We start from the raw sequence: 15784 nt of genomic DNA, 5'->3' as shown, positions 1-15784 counted from the left end.
CCGGCCGGCCACCCGCCGGCCGGACCCGAGAAGCGAGCCGCATGCCCCGCCCCGCAGTCGACGCCCAGGTCAGCCTGGCCCGGCACCCGGACCACTCCAGCGCTGTGACAGCCACTCTCACCGGCCCCGACCCCTACCTCGCCCGTGCCACTGTGCTGTCAGCCCACGGCTTCCGCTGGACCAGCGACGAAACCATGACCCTGGCCCGCATTGACCACGACGAACCCCACTACGCCGACCAGGCCGCCCGAGCCCTCCGCGAGGACGGCGCCACCGTGGAGATCGACCCTGCGCTCCAGGAGGAGATCGACACCGAGTGGACGTACGGCAACGCACCAACGCACTGGCAGTGGCTGACGCGCGACGAGATCCGCGAGGCCACAGCCGAGGCCCAGCGAATCCACGACGACATCGCCGCTGGCCGCCTCGTCATCCACCGCCACGCCCAAGACGGCTGGACCACCGTCGCCGTCGGCACCTACCAGGACGGCAAGAGCGTCCACCTCCACGGCGAGGACTACGTCCGGCAGGAAACGATGGACTACGACTCCGAGCCCGAGGCTGTAGCCGACTTCCACCGCCAGTACACCGTGGCCGTGCGTCCGGGACCGGCCCCCCTGACCCGCATCGAGCGTGCCGCCGCCAAGGTCCTCTCCGCGCCCCACGCCGAAACGCCGGTGCCCGCGACGGCCCGGACGGCGGCACCCGCCGAACCGCTGTCGAAGATGGTGCCCGTGTACGCCGCCGACCCTGGCGACCACGAAGCCCTGCTGAACGACTTCCTCGCCGCCAACGGGGAATGGGAGAAGTACCGTCCCCACGACGAGACCACCATCGCCAGCCACGAATCCCTCACCCTGCGCGTCGAGTTCCTCCACGAAGCCGCTCACGGCGACAACGCCTGGACCGTCGCCGCCTACGAGTCCCCGGTCGGCGAGCGCCTCTGGCACGCCGCCGTCACCCCCACTACCCCGCTCGAGATCACCAAAGCCCTCCTCAACAGCCTTGCCTCTGGCAACGGCTGGGGCTCGGGAACGGCAGCGGCCGTCACCAAGGAGACCCTGGCCGAAGCCACCCGCCCCCTCGCCGAGACCGGCTGGCCGCAGACCGTTAGGGCACGTCTGATCGAGTGGACAGCGCCGGACGCGGAACCTGCAGGTGTCTCCTTCGACACCGTCGCCGCGACGAAACCGAACGGATCGACCGACACTTGGACCGTCTGGGGTGGCAACACGCCCCACCAGCCCACCTGGGCCGTGCGGCTCTCCACGCACACCCCCGCGGCCCTGCTCCAGGACATCACCTTCGAGCTCGCCTACGGCCAGGGGCACCGGAAACGCCGGACCAGCACCGCCCGAACCCCGTCCCGCCTGACCACGCAGCCCGCCATACCCCGACCCGCGAATCCAGTGACCCGCCCAGCGGCCACACGCTGAACGATCGGGTCCTTCCCCGATGGCTGCCCGACTGATGCGTTCCGGCTCCCGGCGTCGCGTACACAAAGCGCATGACCTGGATAGCTCCACTCTTCGCCCTCCTGGGCGTCCTGCTGGGCGCCGCGCATCAGTTATGAACGACCAACGCCGCTGGCGGCGAAGAACGGGCCCGTTCCAGGGAGCAGCACGCTGCCCTGTACGCGGAGTACCTCACCGCGCTGGAGGACACCGGACAGGAACTCCTCACCGTGGTCCGCACCGCGCCGGTGCACGAACGTCCGGCAGCCGCGCAGACGGCCTTCACCGCATATGGGCTGGGAGCCAGACGCCACCGGATCCACGTCCTCGCTCCTGCCTCGGTATCCGACGCCGCCGACGCTGTCCTTCGCGCCCTGCGCAACAGCCGGCGCCACGTCGCCACCGCAGATCCCGGGGACGGACCCGCCCTGGAGAGCCTGAAGGCGGAAATCGGTGACCTCCGCGACCGCCTCAAGTCGGTCATGCAGCACGACATCGCCACCATGACGTAGACGCAGGCGGTACAGCTCGCCGCCCTCCCACGGGTCTGATCACACGACTTCTGGGAGGGCATCCGCCCGAACTCGATCCTCGCAGCACGTAATTGCGCCCGGTGCCCCCTCCGCAGGACACCGAAATTCGCAGTGATCACTTCGCCATGTCCCCTACCCTGCCGGACACCACCTGCCCCTCAGGACGAGGACTCCACGATGACAAGCAACCCCGCCGTACGCCCGGAGATCATCGACTTCTACACCCGCTCCGACGAGGCCGCACGACTGCACACCACCGCCACGGGCACCCTGGAACTCGCACGCACCCGCGAGTTACTACGCCGCCACCTCCCGCCCGCGTCGGCCCGCGTGCTTGATGTCGGTGGTGGCCCCGGAACCCACGCCCGATGGCTCGCTGCAGACGGCTACACCGTGCACGTCGTGGACCCCGTACCCAAGCACGTCAGCCAGGCAGCCGCCCTCGACGGCGTGACAGCCGAGCTGGGCGACGCCCGCCACCTCACCGCCGCATCCGGCACGTACGACGTAGTGCTGCTCCTCGGTCCCCTGTACCACCTCCACGACAAGGCCGACCGGCTCTCCGCGCTGACCGAAGCGGCCCGCGTAGTCCGACCCGGCGGTCTCATCGCCGCAGCCGCGATCTCCCGCTACTCGCCCCTCCTCGACTACATCGCCACCACCGGCATCACCGAGCCCGCCATCCAGGATGGAGTACGCGACACCCTCGACCAGGGCCGCTACGCAGGACAGCGCGGCTTCACCGTCGCCTACTTCCAGACCTCAGACGAGCTCCGCGCGGAAGTCACCGAGGCAGGACTCGCTGACCCCACCCTGTACGGCATCGAGGGACCCGGCTGGGTGGCGGTCAAGGCCATCGAGAAGTACACCAGCACCAACCTCCTGGGCACGGACATGTACGACGCTGCCCTCGCCGCAGCTCGCCTCGCGGAATCGCACACTGCGCTCACCGATGCCTCCGCCCACATCCTCGCCATCACCAGCACCCGCTCTCCCAAGGAACCTCCCGCACGAGGCCTGGCACGCCATGCCGGCGATAACTAGTACTGCAACGGTGTCTGCTGTGATGGTTTGTTGGCTTCGGGTGGTGTGTGGCCTCGGCGTTTGTAGTGGCTGACGCGGGCTTGGTGTTGCCGTCGTCGGCGCCAGTACGACCAGTGCAGGACGTGGTTGGTGCTCTGGCGGGGGCGGGTGAGGCGGGTGATCAGGCGTCTGACTTTCTTCGGAAGGCAGCATCGAAGCGGCGTCCGCCGGCGTGGCTTCCCCGACCGCTGCCCGTGGGTCCAGCGGCGCCCTCCTGGTGGGTCGAGGCGATCCGGCATTCCGGCGCCGTCTGGCGGAGCACCCCCCCAAGGCCGGGCCGGAGCGCGCCTTGGGGATGCCGCCGGATCACCCTGCTGTCGCTTCTGTCACCTCCTGGGCAGAGATGCTGGGCGCAAGCTGCCAGGCCAAGGACGTCCGGGGCTCCTCAGCCCTTTACGAGTCCACCGAGTCCAGTCGTGCCTCGGACGGCAGGCGAGCACCAGCCGGGCTGCGTATCCGCCCCGACATGGTGGACGAGACCCGCCGGGTCCATACCGACCGGCACAAAGTGTGGGAGCGGGCCCGAGCCTACGGCGACGCGGCCCAGGTCCTGCTGGCCGAATGGCGCCAGACCAACACCTAGTGGGCCGTCCTCGGAGCGCCCTGCTCTGCGAGCGCAGCGGCAGTCAGCACACGACGCAGCATGTCGGGTCCCTCGCTGCCTAGGCCAGACTTGTGTGCCGCGTACGTGAGCAGCTGGTTGAAGCCGTGCGTTCCGTACCCTTCAAACCACTGATCCAGGGTGAGTTCGCCGCCGAAATTGGCGCGATAGTCATCCCTGTCGCGCTGCTGGACAGCTGCGATCACCTCCACCGCGTGCTGGATCGCGGCTGGGGAAACCCCATGCTGTTCAGCCTCCGCGCGCAGCTGCTCCTCGCGGGCGGACTGGTCCATGGCCGTCTCCTCGGTGTCGCGTATCTCCCGAAACGTGACTCATTGAGATCCCGGGAGTGTGTACAGCCTTCCATACCTGGCCACGAGGTAGTCCCATCGAGGCGGGTCTCAGGGTGTGGTCATGCTGCCGCACAACTCCTGGTACGTCTGTGAGATAGCGGAGGGCCAGGGCTGCGGGAAGTACACGGCGTCGTCGGGGACGACTCCGTCGGCGGCCACTTGGGCTAGGGCGTCGAGCTCGTCCGAGGGGAGGCGCAGGACGAGTTCGGCGGTGGTGAGTTGGAGGCCGGTGAGGGGCCAGTGGCGCATTGGGGGCTCCGAGGAGTCAGGGCCCGTCGAGTCCGAAGACAGTGCCGAACGGGTCGATGAGCTGGCAGATGCGCCGGCCGGGCTCCACATCGAGGGGGCCGCGGTGATGGGTGCAGCCCGCTTCCAGGAGGCGCTTGCGTTCGGTTTCGAGGTCCTCGACGGACCAGTACGGGACGGTGCTTCGCCCGTGGGCGTTGGCTTTGGGAGACGCCTGGTGGAAGCCGAACTCGAGCCCATCGAGGTCGAGCCAGGCGTAGACAACATTGCCGTTGATATCGAGCTTGACCTCGGCTTCGAAGATGTCGCCCCACCAGCGGGCGGCGGCTTCGGGATCGTCGACGAAGACCATGACGGTGCGGATACCGCGCACTTGGGATTCTCCTTGCGTCGGGAAGTGGCACGGTACCGCCGGGGTGGTCACTCGTGGGCACCGTGCAGGGAACGGAGGCCGGTGGCAGCGGCGAACGCTGCCAGGGCGCGTATGGGGTCGTGATCGTTCCACTGGGCGCCGAGTTCGCGTACGTGGTGCAGGTAGGCGTGGCGTACCCAGCGCGGAGACGGGTTTCCTTGCTGGTCCGCCGTGTGGGCAAGGGTGATCAGATCGGGCGGCCCGGTGATGTCCGCGCGGAGGGTTTCTGCGTCGATGAGGGCGAGGTGCCCGTCGGCGCGGCGGCGGATGTGTTCCGGCTTGAGGTCCAGGTGGCCGAGCGGTACGCGGCCGGGTCCGTGGGCGTCTGTGACGAGCTGGAGGAGTCGGCGCCAGTCGTCGGGATGGGGATCCAGTCCGGGGATGGGGCATCGAGGTCGGTTCTGGTGTGCCAGCGGGCCGTGGTTTCGGCGATCTCGGGCTGCCCGGCGTGGGCCGACCAGATGGGCGTCCCGTCCAAGGAGACGATCGAACGGGCCCACCAACGGGTGGACGAAGCCATCCGGGCGGAGGGCGCGTTCCAGGTCACCCGCCTCGGCGGAATCCTCGTCTGCCGAACAGCGCACGCATAGAACAGCATCCTTGAGCTGTGGCGACGGCTTCCGCGACCAGGCCGACCGGAATTCACCCAGGACCTGTGGCTTCCAAACGGGCGAGGAAGGCCGCCACCAGCCAGAGGCCGAGGTCAAGCGGCGAGGACCGCACTGACTCCCAGAAGGGCCTCCAGCTCCGCAACGGTCTCGTCCTCACCGGTGGCGTGGACGGTGGTGATCCCCAGCTCTGCGGCCGGCGGCAGGTTCACCACGTGATCGTCCACGAACACGCACCGCTCAGCGGGCAGGCCGATGCGGTCCAGGGTCAGCCGGTAGATCGCCGGATCAGGCTTGGCCATGCCGACCAGCTCGGAGACGACGTGCACATCGAACAGATCCCAGATTCCGACGTGCTCGTACGGGTTGAACGGGTCCAGGCCGAAGCTGTTGGACAACAGGGCGACCCGATGACCAGCCGCCCTTGCCGCACGGGCGAGGGCAGCCATCCGACGAGCCGCCGGCACCCCGGCCCACGCCCGGCCCATCAGGTTCACCGGGTCAACGTGCGCACCCAGCAGAGCGGCAGTGCCCTCGTTCCACTCCGCCTGCCCTATCTCCCCGACCTCCAGGGCCGCGTACAGACGCCGACCGTCCGGGTGGTCGTTGAGGGTGCTGCGCCACGCCTCCGGGGCCAGTCCTTCGGATACGCACCATGCGCGGTGGACAGCGAGAGGGTTGGCAGTGAGCACTCCTGCGAAGTCGAGGACGAGGCCGAGCTGTTCACGCCCGTTCGCGCTGTCAGTGCTGTGCGGCATCCGGTAACCGTCCCTTCCGCGATTGGTCTCACAGGGGACGCTACCGCGCACCCAGACACGCGGAGCGTTCGAGGAGGCCCCGCGCTCGCCGAGCAGCCGCTCCCGCTCCCCGGCATGAGTCAATTCTCCCCGTCGACGCTGGACCGGCTCATCCGTTTACCCCGGGGGCCCTGCTCCCGAGGCTGGTCGCCCGACAGGGGGCGGAGCTGTCGGTGCGCGCATTAGCTTCTGCGGGTGGTGTCGAGGGTCTGGGCGGGGTTGTGTTCGGTGGCCGGCCTGCCGTTTCCGAGGAGCGCGAGCACCAAGGCCGGGTCACCTTCGTACGTGATGGCATCTTCGTCCGGTCCAGGGGGCTCGAACCGTGCGGCGAACCGTTCGAGGTCGTGTTCTTCGAACCGGATATCAGCCGGGCCTCCCGTCACATTCCGCTCCCTGACCCGGGCCCACAGCTGCGCATGTGTAGCGGGCAGGTGCAGCATCAGCGGCACGCCGGCCGCCTCGGTGACGGTCTGCCGCCATTCCTGCCGCTCGGCCCGGGTCCACAGGCCGTGGTCGAGAACAACGTCATGGCCTGACCCCAACAGGGCGCCCACCCGGGATCGGATCTCCTCGAGCACTGGCCGCTCGCGAGCGGTGAAGGTCCCGCGCGGGTAGTCCACACCGTAGATCCCGTACCGTCGGTGCATCTCCTCATCCGTACACAGCCGCACCAGCCCGGCCCCGGCGAGGGCCTCAGCCAGGTAGGTCTTGCCTGAGCCGGGTAGCCCCGCCATGAGAATGCAGCGCGGCGCGCTCCCGGCCCTCGGTTCGTTCCCGAAGTGGTTTCCGTCGAGCGTAATCTCGTTGCTGGTGGCGCTCGTGGTGGTCTCCTCGGTCACGGTGTCGAGTTCGCCTGTCGGTGCTGAACCCATGCCCGGCCTGCCTCAGCGGCTCGGGACCTGTAAGCGCGGAGCTCCGGTGTTCCCTGCTGGGTGCGGCTGGTCCAGTAGTCGGTGAGGGCTTCGGCGATGGCGTCGATCCCGGCAGGGGGTGCGCTCCGGTAGGCGGGGGCCTCAGCGGCCCATCGTTCGGCGTTGGCGGGGGTGTGACCGGTGAGGATGAGCTGCGGGACGAGAAGCGCGAACTCTGCCCACGCGGGGCCGCGGTAGGGCCATGCCCAGTCGAGGAGGGTGATGGTGCCGTCAGGGGTGACGAGGAGGTTGTCGGCGCGGAGGTCACAGTGCAGCAGGGTGTCGCCACGCCCGTACTCCTCGGGGAGGGGGCGGCCGCTGAAGATCGGGCTGTCCGCGAGCGGCGGGGCAGAGGAAAGGGGACATGGGGTGAGTGCTGCGTGTGCGTGGCTCAGGGTCTCGGTCAGGGTGTGCAGGTCCGGTGATTCGGGGGCGAGGTCGGGGTGCCGGCCTGTGACGTAGTCGAAAGCGAGCGCGATCCAGCCGTGCGACTCGGCCGCTGTGAGCAGCGCCGGGCCGATACCGGTGGGCAGGGTCCGGGCGGCTGCCATCTCGGTGCGGTACATCTCGGCGGCGGGGTCATCGACGGGGATCGCCTTGACGAACACCGGGCCGCGGGCGGTGTCAATCCGAACGCGAACCCCGGAGGTGTAGCCGCCCGTCACAGGGACCGGCACGCCGGTAATCGCGAGGTCGTGCGTAAGGCAGTCCCTCATGGAGGCGGGCAGGTCATTCCAGTGGCGTGCGGTCATCCGTCGATTCTCCTTGCCGGCACTGGCTGTGTTGGCTGTGAATGAGTTCCGACGAGGCGCGCGAGTTGGGGGTGGACGTGTCGGGCGAGGAGGGTGGCGCCGAGCTCGGTGAGATGGACGCCGTCCGTCCACAGCGAGAGGCCGGGCGGGAGGTTCTCGGCCGCGTTCTGGAACGCCTGTTGCACGTCCACGTAGCGGGCCCCGCCGGTCGCGGCCGCGGCCGCGGCGATCGTGTTGTACGCAGCCAACGTGTTGTTCATCTCGGTCACTGCGCCCAGATTGACGGCTCCGGCCCCCACCGCCGTCTCACCGATGCAGAGCACCTCCTTGCTGGCGGAGACGAGCACATCGAGGGTCCGCGCGTACAGGTCGGCGAATTCCTCCGGCCCGACGCCCTCCGCTTCCCTGCCGGCCTGATGGGCGCGCCACACGTCGTTGATGCCGCAGCCGATGACCGCGACGTCGTACCGGGCCCCGCCGGCCTTCACGGTGTCGTGCACGATTCGGTGCACGTCGCGGATGGTTGCTCCGCCCTGGGCCCGGTTGTCGTGCTCGAAGAGCGTGCCTGGATGGTCGGCCTGGAGCGCCAGCGCGACGAGGTACGGGTAGCCGCGCCGTTGCCACTTTTCCACGGTCACCGTCGCGCCGACCGGCGGGAGCCGGGTCTGGTCCGACATCGCAGCCACGTTGGCCTGCAGGTGTTCCATGATGCTGGTCCCGAACCAGCCGACCCGCACGGTGCGCCCGCGGGTGACGAGTTCACCCATGGGTCGTGCCTGTGGAGGCAGTCGCCGACACACCGGCCTGGGCGCCGCGGGGCCAGGCGTACTCGCTGTACGTGACACCGTCGGCAATGTACTGCAGGGCCATGCCGAGATATGGGGGCAAAGGCTCCGGGAGGTTGTTGGCCTTATGCCACTCCCAGCCCTGGCACTTGTCCGGCTCCGGATTGCCGATCTGGCCGTGCCAGCGGTCGACCTCGAAGAAGAACGCGATCCGTCGCGACCCGGCGTGAGTGGAGACGTGATGCATCAGGTGCACGAACCGCACGTCGCCGGGATCGACGGTGGCGCCGGTCTCCTCGGTGAACTCCCGGGCCGCCGCCATCGTGGCGGGTTCGTGGTCCTCCATCAGCCCGGCCGGTACCTGGTACATGTCGGGGAACACCGGCTGACTGCTGCGGCGCCCCATCAGGATCTCGTCGCCCTGGCGGACGATCAGATGGACGTCGGCGTAGTGAGCGGTGTAAGTACGGCCGGACCCGGCAGTCGTCTCGGGCATGGCTCTCCTCCGATCGTCAAGGCCGGTCACGCTACAGGCACTCTCCGTGGCCGGCAGCCGATTTCGGCCGCCGGTACTCTCCCCGAGGCCCGTCTGTCAGTGGATGTCTCGCAGCTCGTGCGGTAGCAGCGAGCCCACCCAGCAGTCCCGCAGGGCGCCTTGGGACATGGAGCGGAGCCTCAGGGTTCCTTCCATCTGGAATCCGGCCTTGGCCGCCACCGCGCGGGACGCTTCGTTGCCGACCTTCGCCGACCAGGTGCTGATCGGCAGCCCGAGGTCTTCGAAGCCCCAGCGGCAGACTCTGGTGACGGCTTCGGTGGCGATGCCGCGGCCGCGGGCTGCCTTGCCAATCCAGTAGCCGATACTCGACGCCCTCTTGTCGTGCAGGTGCAGGCTGATCGCTCCGGCACGCTGACCGCTCTCGGTGATGATGAACGTGGTCCGCTGCCCGGTGTTGGCGTTGTGCACGAACCACTCGGCGTCGGCTCTGGCGTACGGGCTCGGCACGGCGGTGTTCCGCTGGATCTCCAAGTCCTGCAGCTCGGTGGTAACCCAGTCGACATCGCCCGCCTCTGGCCCACGCATCACAAGACGTCGGCTGGAAAGCCTCACTGTTTCCTCGCTTCCTTTCGTCGCCACAGTCGCTCGAGGAGGGGTCACGGTCATGTCGGGATCACGCTCTGAGGGGCGTGGGCGGCGTGACGCCGGTCAGCTCCTCGGCCCGCTGGCGCAGGTGGGGAGCAAGCTCTTCGTACCAGCCGCGGCCTACGGCCTGGAGCATCTCGGCGAGGGCGATCTGCTCGGCGATGCGCCCGGCATCCGTCTCCAGGATGTCCGCGAACTCCTTGCGGACCCGCTCGGCGATGGCCGGGACGCGGAGGCTGTTGACGTACAGCATGGCGGGGTCGTAGCCGAGGGGGACGGCTCCCCAGCGTTCCCAGTCCAGCAGGACGAAGGGGTGTCCGGTGATGTTGGCCCACTGGAGATCGGCGTGGCCGGTGACGCGTTCGGTGATGGCCGGCGCGGGGATGCCGAGGAATTCGGGGAACACGCGATCCGCCCACTCCTGGCGGATGGTTGTCCGCGGGGGCTCGGCGTCGGCGAGGGCGTCCAGGCTGTTTCGCAGGTCGCTCCACCAGGCGTCGGGCAGGTGCGGGTCCTCGGCCAGGTCGGGCGTCTCCGGGGAGATCACCGACTGGGCGATGTAGTCGATCAGCTCGCCCTCGAAGACGTAGGGGTCGGACTCCCAGCGGTGCAGGCCGTGCAGGTGCGGGCGGGAGACCAGGCTGGAGATCCGCTCCTCGGCGACCACGATCCCCTCCGTCATCGCGGCTGATGCCTTCGTGATCTCTCCGCAGTGGACACGCAGCCACCGGTCATCGGTGGTGCGGGAGCCGATGGTGCGGCCGAGCCAGCCCCACGAGACCGGGCCGGTCGCGGTGGTACCGAAGTGGTCGCAGGCGCGGGCCAGGGCGTGCTCCATGCGGCCTTGGGTCTCGTCATCCTTGGGCGAGTACATCGGTGACCTTCCTCAGGTGGTCGGGTGCGAGCGGGGCTGCGGCGGCTTCGTGCGCGGCGGCCCAGTGCTCGGGGGTGCTCGCGGACAGCAGTACCACGTCGAGGCTGGGGCAGGAGACGGCGGCGAGGATACAGGCGGCGGCCGGCGTGCTGCCGGGGCGGATGTAGTCGGCGAGTTCAGGTGTGGCCAAGTGCGGGAGTTCTCCGCCGTGCAGGGGCGAGGAGCCGAACGTGGTCAGCCCCGCCGCACGAGCTTGCACCAGGGGGCCGCGGCCGTCCAGGGCGAGGCTGATGGGTCGAGCCATGACCAGGCTCACCGGGAGCTGTACGGCGCGCAGGTGATGTTCACCCGATCCGGCGGCTTCCCGCGCGAGGTCGAGGAGTTCGGCGACGGTGAACGCGCCGGAGGTAAAGGCGGACCAGGCAGCCACGCCGTACCCTCCGATGCGCCCGGCGTGGGCGAACTCCTCCAGCACGGCGAACGCCTCGCGCAGCCGCTCGTGCTGCGCCTCGCGGTCGAGGTGGGCGTGCTCGGGATTGTGGACGAACACGATATCGGCGCGGCCGAGGACATCCAGGGACCGGTCCGTCTGCCACCGCAGGAATTCGGGAGCGAGGCTATGACCGGCGGCGGCCTGGTCGTCGGTGAGGATGCCCTGCTGAACCGCCGCGGTACCCTCCTGCCTACCGAAGAACCCCGTCTTCGTGGACACCTTGACCTGCGGGTGCTCGGCGAGGACCGGGGCGAGTTCCTGGTGCGCGCGGCCGTAGTTGGGGGCGGTGTCGATCCAGGCCGTGCCCCGGGAGCAGGCGGTGCGCGCCGCTTCGGCGACGTCGCGCACCTTGTACGTGCCCAGACCGGGCGAGGCGGTCACTGGCTGCTCCCGACGACGGCGGCGGCCTGCCCTGCGACCAGCGCGGTCATGACCTCGGCGGCCTGGTCGACGGTGAGCCCGGAGTGCTGCGCGAGCGCGGCGAGGGTGACCGGTCCGCCTTCGGCCAGGAGGTGCAGGAGCGGGGCGACAGGGAGGGCGAAGGCGAACTCCTTACCCGCGCCGGCGAGCGTCACCACCTGGTCGTCCTGGTCGAGGTAGGCACGGGGGGCGGTGAGCTTGACCGTGGTCCGGGGCTCAGCGGGGACGGCACCCAAGTGGGGCAGGGACAGGCGGGGGCGTCCGGGGTGGGTGCTGTCGATCGAGCGGGCCCAGCGGTCGAGCACGTCCGGCTCGTCGAGGAGCGCCAGGACGTCCTTGCGTACGGCTTCGAGGTAGGTGGCGCGCTCGTCCTGGTCGCCGTGGCGCGGCACGTCCTGGCGAACGGTGTTGCTGGCGCGCAGCTCGTCCACGGCCCAGCCGAGGAACTCGGCGCCGGTCAGCGTGGCGAGCCCGAACGTCAGGTGAAGGGAAGCGGTGCCCTGGTCGGCGGTAACTGCGTGCCACCAGCCGCGCGGGAGATAGAGCACATCGCCCGGCGTGAGGACGATGTCGGCCAGCGGTTCCCCAGTGGGGGCCTGGGGGGCTTCGACGTCGCGCCATGCGGGCGCCTGCCGGGTGGGTCCGTAGATGCGCCAGCGCTTCGCGCCGTCGAGCTGAAGCACCACTACGTCGTGGTCGTCCCAGTGGGTGCCGAAGCCCTCTTCGGCCGTCCAGGAGGCGTACGCATTGACCTGGACCGGCGTGCGGAAGAAGCGCTCCAGCTCCTCGGCGGACTCGCGGATGGGCGCGTGGATCTGGTCGATGGCGTCGATCACGAGGGAGGCGCCCTCAGCGAGCCGGGCGTGGAACTCGGCGGGCTCTGGCTGGTACCAGGTGGTGCCCCTGCGGTTGGTGCGGAGCAGGGAGTACGCGGTGGCGGGGACGGCTTCGCCTGCACGGGAGAGCCGCATCCTCGGCGGCTCCAGGCGGTGCGTGGCGATGATCTCGTTCAGATCGTCCCAGGACAGCGGCGAGGCGCTGATGTTGCCGGTGGAGCGGACCACTTTGTGGGCGCGGAAACACGACTGGGCGAGGAACGTCTCCCCGCCCAGCCGCGCCGCCCACGATGAGGAATCAGTCATCGTGCGCGTGTCCTTCCGTGGATCAGGTGTCGTTCATGTCCGACTTGCCGCCCGTGTTGTCCGAGGCTTCCTCGGCACGGGTGCGGGCCGCGGTGATTCGGCGGACGCCGACCACCAGACCGCTGTCCTGCGTCTGCGTGTTCTCGTGCATGGCGTATTCCTTCCTGTTCCTCGTGGTGTTGTCCTGCCGGTCATCCGGCAGGAAGTGGTGTGCCCGCCCCGGCGTTGGCGCTGTAGGAGGTGCGGGGCGGGAAGCCTGTGGGTTCAGCGGGCGTCGGCCTGGCGGAGCGCCTGGTGGTCGGCGACGACCCATTCGACGCCGCCCCCTTCAGGACGCAGGAAAACGGCCTTGGGGATGACGCGGCGGGTTTGAGGGTCTTCCCACTCGCCGATGAACTGAATGACTCCTTCGCGGTCCTTGGCGGGGTCCAAGACGCGGGCGCCCGCGTACAGCCAGTCGGGAAGCCTGTTCATGCCGCACCGTCCTGGTCTCTCACCTGGTCGCCCCGGTCGTCGCGGCCAGCACAGCGCAGGCATCTCTCCATGCCGCGCTCGGCGCGGACTCGGGCGGCCGGGCTGGGGTCGGGCTGCCGAATGCGTCGCCCCAGGGGGCGTACTCCGGCTGGTCCTGGAGCTGCGGGCGAGCGGGCGGCGAGGGAGGCTCGGGCATGGCGTGCTCCTGACCGGTGGAAGGCAGCGGACCGCAGCGCGATGGACTGCGGTCCGCTGCTTCGGGGGAGCCACCCGGAGGCCTGTGACCACCCCGAGCAGCGTGTCCTCACCGTAGGGAGACGGGGGATCCGCACTCAACGAAGTTGCGCCTAATTGCGGATTCTTATCCGAGGGAGCCGATCGCGGCCGTGATCAATGCGCGGGCGTTATCTCCGTAGACCGCCATGTCTGCCAGGCCGGCGAACGCCTCCGCATAGTCCGCGAGTTCCCGGGGCTGGGTGATGTTGACCTCGGCGGTCAAGGTCTCAACGGCGGCCTGGCGGTCGTCGAAGAGGTAGAACGCCTCCAACGGCCAGATGGTGCGCTGTGAGCTGGCCGGGATGATCCCGAGGGAGACCGAGGCGAGTGGCTGCACGTTAAGGAGGTGCCGGAGTTGGGCGGTCATCGTGTCGGCGTCGCCGATCCGGGAGCGTAGGACCCACTCCTCCATGAGCACGACGAAGCGGTGGCCACCCTCGTAGAGGAACCGGCTGCGGGCGACGCGGGCGGCCACGGCCTCGGTCACGTCGTCAGGAGTGCCCTGGAAGGTGGTGATGCTGCGCATGAGCGCCGTAGCGTACGCGGGGGTCTGAAGGTAGCCGGGGACCACGTTGGAGACGTAGGTACGGCAGATTCGGGCTTGCCGATGCCGGTCCGACCAGTCTTCCTGGGCTTTGCGCATGCCGTTGCGGTGGAGGCGCCGCCACTCCTGGTACATCGAATCGACAGCGCGGGCGGTGGCGATCAGGTCGGCCGCCTGGTCGTCGGAGTCGGTGGCCGCGCACCACGCGCGGATGTCCGAGTCCGAGGCTGCGATCTCACCCTTTTGAAGCCTGGTCGTTTTCGCGGGATGCCAGCCGCACCGGGCGGACAGCTCTCGCCCGGTGAGACCGGCGTCCTTGCGGAGGTGGGACAGGCGCATGGCCAGCGCTTCACGGGCAGCCTGTGCGCTGGATGACGGGGATGATGCCATGAGGAGGTGGGTCCGGTCGGAGTCAGACGGTGTACTGGTCGTGGGGGGTGCCGCGCTCCCAAACCGTCTCGAAGGCGTCGGTGACGAGCTTGACTACGGAGGGCTCCTCCGTGAACTCGTGGCCGGCCCAGTCGCCTTCACCAGTCCAGAAGTGGAACATCACCAGGCGGCGATCGATCAGCCACAGGTCGTTCCCCGGCAGCGCGATGTCCGACGCCCGCCGACGCGGAAGCCAGCGGACCTGTTCCCCGGCCTCGATGTTCATCGGGGTGACGGCGTGTTCCCAACGGATGTAGTCGGTCACCGGCTCCGAGACGATCCGCGCCCGCCGCATGACCACACCGCGGCCGACGGTATCCCGGACGATGCCGAGCCACTCGGGCCACCATCGCAAGGTGGGGTCGAGGTCGACATGGCCAGTTCGCTTGAACTCCTCGAACTCCTCGGCCTCGTCTCCGACTCCGTAGGTGTCGCGCATCTCCAGGTGGACCGCGCTGTGCTCAGCCTGCCTCATCAGTGCGGCGAAGTCCGGAGCGTTCTGCGACATCACATGCCTCCCTCAAGATCGGAACCAGCCGGAACGGAACCCGCACCGGAGTCTCGCCCTCGGGTATGCCGACGGCGTGCCCGGCGATCCACTCGGTGGACGCGACCTCGGCCGTGCGGGCCGGGTCGAGGTTCCACCCCTGGATGACGAGTTCCTGTTTCTCCTCGTCAACCCAGACGGTGGGGGAACCTCCGCCGCCAGTGCTGGGGTCTATCCCGACGAACCGTAGCGCCATGACGATCTCCCCTGTCCAGTGAGTTGCGCGTATTTGCGTGTGACGCTCGTCCACGGGCACCCGGGCGTCAAGGGCGGGAACCGGTCAGGGTCCGGGGCGCCGGCCAGTGCCGGACCGCGCTGAGCCCGGAAACGAAGAAGCCCCCGCCGAAGGCGCCTCTGCTCCCGAAAGAGTTCACCCACCTCTGGCTCATCGGGGCCCAGGCATCTGACCGTTGCCTGCGTGGTTTCCGAATCTGGGATGGTTCGATCCGACCAACCACTGGGCAATGGAATAACCGCGTCTGGCCCGAACCGCTTCACCATGCAGCTCTGAGGAAGTGGCCGCCCGTGCGATCAGCCAGGGCAGATCGGCGGCGCCGAAGCAGGCTTCCCCCGCCCTCTTCCTTCACGCCCTTGCGGCAACTGTGGGTAGCGGATGCCTCTCAGCACGCCGCTCTTCGCGCTAGGCGCCGCGAACCGCGCCGCGGCGGCGCTCCCACGGTGCCTACTTCGAGGCGAACCCGGCGTCGAAGGACCCGGCTGGGTGGGGTCAAGGCCATCAAGTAGTACACCGATACCAACCTATTAGGCATAGACATGTACGACCCGGCCCTCACCACAGCACGGATCGCCGACCCACACCCCGCACTCACCGACGTCTCGGCCCAACTCCTGGTCATCGCCAACGCCGTCCCCGGCAGGGACCGAACCGGCAAGTAACTCACGCAGCAT

General features: G+C 69.1%; 24 protein-coding genes. 6 read left to right on the top strand and 18 right to left on the bottom strand.

Translation table 11 applies throughout. The annotated features are described in order from the left end of the window. Positions 1 to 41 precede the first annotated feature (41 nt). The 4 genes from OG509_RS32245 to OG509_RS32230 all read left to right on the top strand — a co-directional run bounded on the left by OG509_RS32245 (position 42) and on the right by OG509_RS32230 (position 3653). The gene (locus tag OG509_RS32245; protein WP_406186137.1) at positions 42 to 1436 is read left to right on the top strand and encodes a DUF317 domain-containing protein; all 1395 of its coding nucleotides are present in this window, start codon (positions 42 to 44) and stop codon (positions 1434 to 1436) included. 248 nt (positions 1437 to 1684) lie between these two features. Further along, complete coding sequence (locus tag OG509_RS32240; protein WP_355801107.1) at positions 1685 to 1966, top strand: hypothetical protein; 282 nt, start codon at positions 1685 to 1687, stop codon at positions 1964 to 1966. Between the two features lie 198 nt (positions 1967 to 2164). Next, positions 2165 to 3031, top strand: a complete 867-nt coding sequence (locus OG509_RS32235; RefSeq protein ID WP_406186136.1) for a class I SAM-dependent methyltransferase — start codon at positions 2165 to 2167, stop codon at positions 3029 to 3031. 382 nt (positions 3032 to 3413) lie between these two features. Continuing rightward, the gene (locus OG509_RS32230; protein WP_406186135.1) at positions 3414 to 3653 is read left to right on the top strand and encodes a hypothetical protein; all 240 of its coding nucleotides are present in this window, start codon (positions 3414 to 3416) and stop codon (positions 3651 to 3653) included. On the opposite strand, the gene OG509_RS32225 is transcribed toward OG509_RS32230, so the two are convergent. The 3 genes from OG509_RS32225 to OG509_RS32215 form a co-directional block, all read right to left on the bottom strand. Beyond that, a complete protein-coding gene (locus OG509_RS32225) occupies positions 3650 to 3964 on the bottom strand; it encodes a hypothetical protein (RefSeq protein WP_406186134.1) in 315 nt (104 codons plus the stop codon). The two genes, OG509_RS32230 and OG509_RS32225, sit on opposite strands and share 4 nt — an antisense overlap. Positions 3965 to 4072: 108 nt before the next feature. Next, on the bottom strand, positions 4073 to 4273 hold the full coding sequence (locus OG509_RS32220) for a hypothetical protein (RefSeq protein WP_406186133.1): 201 nt from the start codon (positions 4271 to 4273) through the stop codon (positions 4073 to 4075). Positions 4274 to 4289: 16 nt separating this feature from the next. Continuing rightward, on the bottom strand, positions 4290 to 4643 hold the full coding sequence (locus OG509_RS32215) for a VOC family protein (RefSeq protein WP_406186132.1): 354 nt from the start codon (positions 4641 to 4643) through the stop codon (positions 4290 to 4292). Positions 4644 to 4696: 53 nt separating this feature from the next. Here OG509_RS32215 and OG509_RS32210 point away from each other — a divergent pair, with 53 nt between their 5' ends. Next, positions 4697 to 5272, top strand: a complete 576-nt coding sequence (locus OG509_RS32210; RefSeq protein WP_406186131.1) for a hypothetical protein — start codon at positions 4697 to 4699, stop codon at positions 5270 to 5272. Between the two features lie 113 nt (positions 5273 to 5385). Here OG509_RS32210 and OG509_RS32205 read toward each other — a convergent pair whose 3' ends face one another. From OG509_RS32205 to OG509_RS32135, 15 genes are all read right to left on the bottom strand, one after another. Further along, positions 5386 to 6048: an HAD-IA family hydrolase gene (locus OG509_RS32205; protein ID WP_406186130.1), complete on the bottom strand. Its 663-nt coding sequence runs from the start codon at positions 6046 to 6048 to the stop codon at positions 5386 to 5388. A 221-nt stretch (positions 6049 to 6269) separates the two neighbouring features. After that, the gene (locus tag OG509_RS32200) at positions 6270 to 6926 is read right to left on the bottom strand and encodes an AAA family ATPase (protein ID WP_406186129.1); all 657 of its coding nucleotides are present in this window, start codon (positions 6924 to 6926) and stop codon (positions 6270 to 6272) included. Then, complete coding sequence (locus OG509_RS32195; RefSeq protein WP_406186128.1) at positions 6923 to 7750, bottom strand: hypothetical protein; 828 nt, start codon at positions 7748 to 7750, stop codon at positions 6923 to 6925. Before OG509_RS32195 ends, OG509_RS32200 begins: the two co-directional genes overlap by 4 nt. Continuing rightward, positions 7747 to 8517, bottom strand: coding sequence for a GDSL-type esterase/lipase family protein (locus OG509_RS32190; protein WP_406186127.1), 771 nt, complete (start codon positions 8515 to 8517; stop codon positions 7747 to 7749). Before OG509_RS32190 ends, OG509_RS32195 begins: the two co-directional genes overlap by 4 nt. Further along, entirely contained in the window at positions 8510 to 9031 is a 522-nt protein-coding gene (locus OG509_RS32185; RefSeq protein WP_406186126.1) for an NUDIX domain-containing protein, read from the bottom strand. Before OG509_RS32185 ends, OG509_RS32190 begins: the two co-directional genes overlap by 8 nt. A gap of 96 nt (positions 9032 to 9127) precedes the next feature. Continuing rightward, positions 9128 to 9616 (bottom strand): GNAT family N-acetyltransferase, encoded by a 489-nt coding sequence (locus tag OG509_RS32180; protein ID WP_406186125.1) that lies wholly within the window; start codon positions 9614 to 9616, stop codon positions 9128 to 9130. An 88-nt stretch (positions 9617 to 9704) separates the two neighbouring features. Next, a complete protein-coding gene (locus OG509_RS32175) occupies positions 9705 to 10550 on the bottom strand; it encodes a hypothetical protein (RefSeq protein WP_406186124.1) in 846 nt (281 codons plus the stop codon). After that, positions 10531 to 11424 (bottom strand): aldo/keto reductase, encoded by an 894-nt coding sequence (locus OG509_RS32170; RefSeq protein WP_406186123.1) that lies wholly within the window; start codon positions 11422 to 11424, stop codon positions 10531 to 10533. The genes OG509_RS32175 and OG509_RS32170 overlap by 20 nt, the downstream gene beginning before the upstream one ends. Further along, the gene (locus tag OG509_RS32165; RefSeq protein WP_406186122.1) at positions 11421 to 12605 is read right to left on the bottom strand and encodes a JmjC domain-containing protein; all 1185 of its coding nucleotides are present in this window, start codon (positions 12603 to 12605) and stop codon (positions 11421 to 11423) included. Before OG509_RS32165 ends, OG509_RS32170 begins: the two co-directional genes overlap by 4 nt. A gap of 22 nt (positions 12606 to 12627) precedes the next feature. Next, entirely contained in the window at positions 12628 to 12756 is a 129-nt protein-coding gene (locus OG509_RS32160) for a hypothetical protein (protein ID WP_355801073.1), read from the bottom strand. Positions 12757 to 12869: 113 nt separating this feature from the next. Further along, the gene (locus OG509_RS32155; RefSeq protein ID WP_406186121.1) at positions 12870 to 13079 is read right to left on the bottom strand and encodes a hypothetical protein; all 210 of its coding nucleotides are present in this window, start codon (positions 13077 to 13079) and stop codon (positions 12870 to 12872) included. Between the two features lie 19 nt (positions 13080 to 13098). Further along, positions 13099 to 13275: a hypothetical protein gene (locus OG509_RS32150; protein ID WP_406186120.1), complete on the bottom strand. Its 177-nt coding sequence runs from the start codon at positions 13273 to 13275 to the stop codon at positions 13099 to 13101. Between the two features lie 165 nt (positions 13276 to 13440). After that, positions 13441 to 14289, bottom strand: coding sequence for a Scr1 family TA system antitoxin-like transcriptional regulator (locus OG509_RS32145; protein WP_384365655.1), 849 nt, complete (start codon positions 14287 to 14289; stop codon positions 13441 to 13443). 22 nt (positions 14290 to 14311) lie between these two features. Further along, entirely contained in the window at positions 14312 to 14836 is a 525-nt protein-coding gene (locus OG509_RS32140; protein ID WP_384365652.1) for a DUF6879 family protein, read from the bottom strand. Continuing rightward, positions 14790 to 15071, bottom strand: coding sequence for a hypothetical protein (locus tag OG509_RS32135; RefSeq protein WP_355801129.1), 282 nt, complete (start codon positions 15069 to 15071; stop codon positions 14790 to 14792). Before OG509_RS32135 ends, OG509_RS32140 begins: the two co-directional genes overlap by 47 nt. 578 nt (positions 15072 to 15649) lie before the next feature. On the opposite strand from OG509_RS32135, the gene OG509_RS32130 reads away from it, so the two are divergent. Continuing rightward, positions 15650 to 15772, top strand: a complete 123-nt coding sequence (locus OG509_RS32130) for a hypothetical protein (protein ID WP_406186119.1) — start codon at positions 15650 to 15652, stop codon at positions 15770 to 15772. Positions 15773 to 15784 lie beyond the last annotated feature (12 nt).

It is taken from the genome of Streptomyces sp. NBC_01006 (assembly GCF_045162725.1).
GTDB lineage: Bacteria > Actinomycetota > Actinomycetes > Streptomycetales > Streptomycetaceae > Streptomyces.
The sequence above is the reverse complement of the archived record's forward strand: the minus strand, read 5'-3'. Positions and strand labels throughout refer to the sequence as shown.

Excerpts from the sequence above, each read along its gene's own strand:
- OG509_RS32175 (WP_406186124.1), bottom strand. The coding sequence starts at position 10,550 with ATGTACTCGCCCAAGGATGACGAGACCCAAGGCCGCATGGAGCACGCC.
- OG509_RS32140 (WP_384365652.1), bottom strand. The coding sequence starts at position 14,836 with ATGTCGCAGAACGCTCCGGACTTCGCCGCACTGATGAGGCAGGCTGAG.
- OG509_RS32205 (WP_406186130.1), bottom strand. The coding sequence starts at position 6,048 with ATGCCGCACAGCACTGACAGCGCGAACGGGCGTGAACAGCTCGGCCTC.
- OG509_RS32235 (WP_406186136.1), top strand. The coding sequence starts at position 2,165 with ATGACAAGCAACCCCGCCGTACGCCCGGAGATCATCGACTTCTACACC.
- OG509_RS32195 (WP_406186128.1), bottom strand. The coding sequence starts at position 7,750 with ATGACCGCACGCCACTGGAATGACCTGCCCGCCTCCATGAGGGACTGC.
- OG509_RS32160 (WP_355801073.1), bottom strand. The coding sequence starts at position 12,756 with ATGCACGAGAACACGCAGACGCAGGACAGCGGTCTGGTGGTCGGCGTC.
- OG509_RS32165 (WP_406186122.1), bottom strand. The coding sequence starts at position 12,605 with ATGACTGATTCCTCATCGTGGGCGGCGCGGCTGGGCGGGGAGACGTTC.
- OG509_RS32150 (WP_406186120.1), bottom strand. The coding sequence starts at position 13,275 with ATGCCCGAGCCTCCCTCGCCGCCCGCTCGCCCGCAGCTCCAGGACCAG.
- OG509_RS32185 (WP_406186126.1), bottom strand. The coding sequence starts at position 9,031 with ATGCCCGAGACGACTGCCGGGTCCGGCCGTACTTACACCGCTCACTAC.
- OG509_RS32190 (WP_406186127.1), bottom strand. The coding sequence starts at position 8,517 with ATGGGTGAACTCGTCACCCGCGGGCGCACCGTGCGGGTCGGCTGGTTC.
- OG509_RS32130 (WP_406186119.1), top strand. The coding sequence starts at position 15,650 with ATGTACGACCCGGCCCTCACCACAGCACGGATCGCCGACCCACACCCC.
- OG509_RS32135 (WP_355801129.1), bottom strand. The coding sequence starts at position 15,071 with ATGGCGCTACGGTTCGTCGGGATAGACCCCAGCACTGGCGGCGGAGGT.
- OG509_RS32155 (WP_406186121.1), bottom strand. The coding sequence starts at position 13,079 with ATGAACAGGCTTCCCGACTGGCTGTACGCGGGCGCCCGCGTCTTGGAC.
- OG509_RS32220 (WP_406186133.1), bottom strand. The coding sequence starts at position 4,273 with ATGCGCCACTGGCCCCTCACCGGCCTCCAACTCACCACCGCCGAACTC.
- OG509_RS32245 (WP_406186137.1), top strand. The coding sequence starts at position 42 with ATGCCCCGCCCCGCAGTCGACGCCCAGGTCAGCCTGGCCCGGCACCCG.
- OG509_RS32230 (WP_406186135.1), top strand. The coding sequence starts at position 3,414 with ATGCTGGGCGCAAGCTGCCAGGCCAAGGACGTCCGGGGCTCCTCAGCC.
- OG509_RS32180 (WP_406186125.1), bottom strand. The coding sequence starts at position 9,616 with ATGCGTGGGCCAGAGGCGGGCGATGTCGACTGGGTTACCACCGAGCTG.
- OG509_RS32145 (WP_384365655.1), bottom strand. The coding sequence starts at position 14,289 with ATGGCATCATCCCCGTCATCCAGCGCACAGGCTGCCCGTGAAGCGCTG.
- OG509_RS32225 (WP_406186134.1), bottom strand. The coding sequence starts at position 3,964 with ATGGACCAGTCCGCCCGCGAGGAGCAGCTGCGCGCGGAGGCTGAACAG.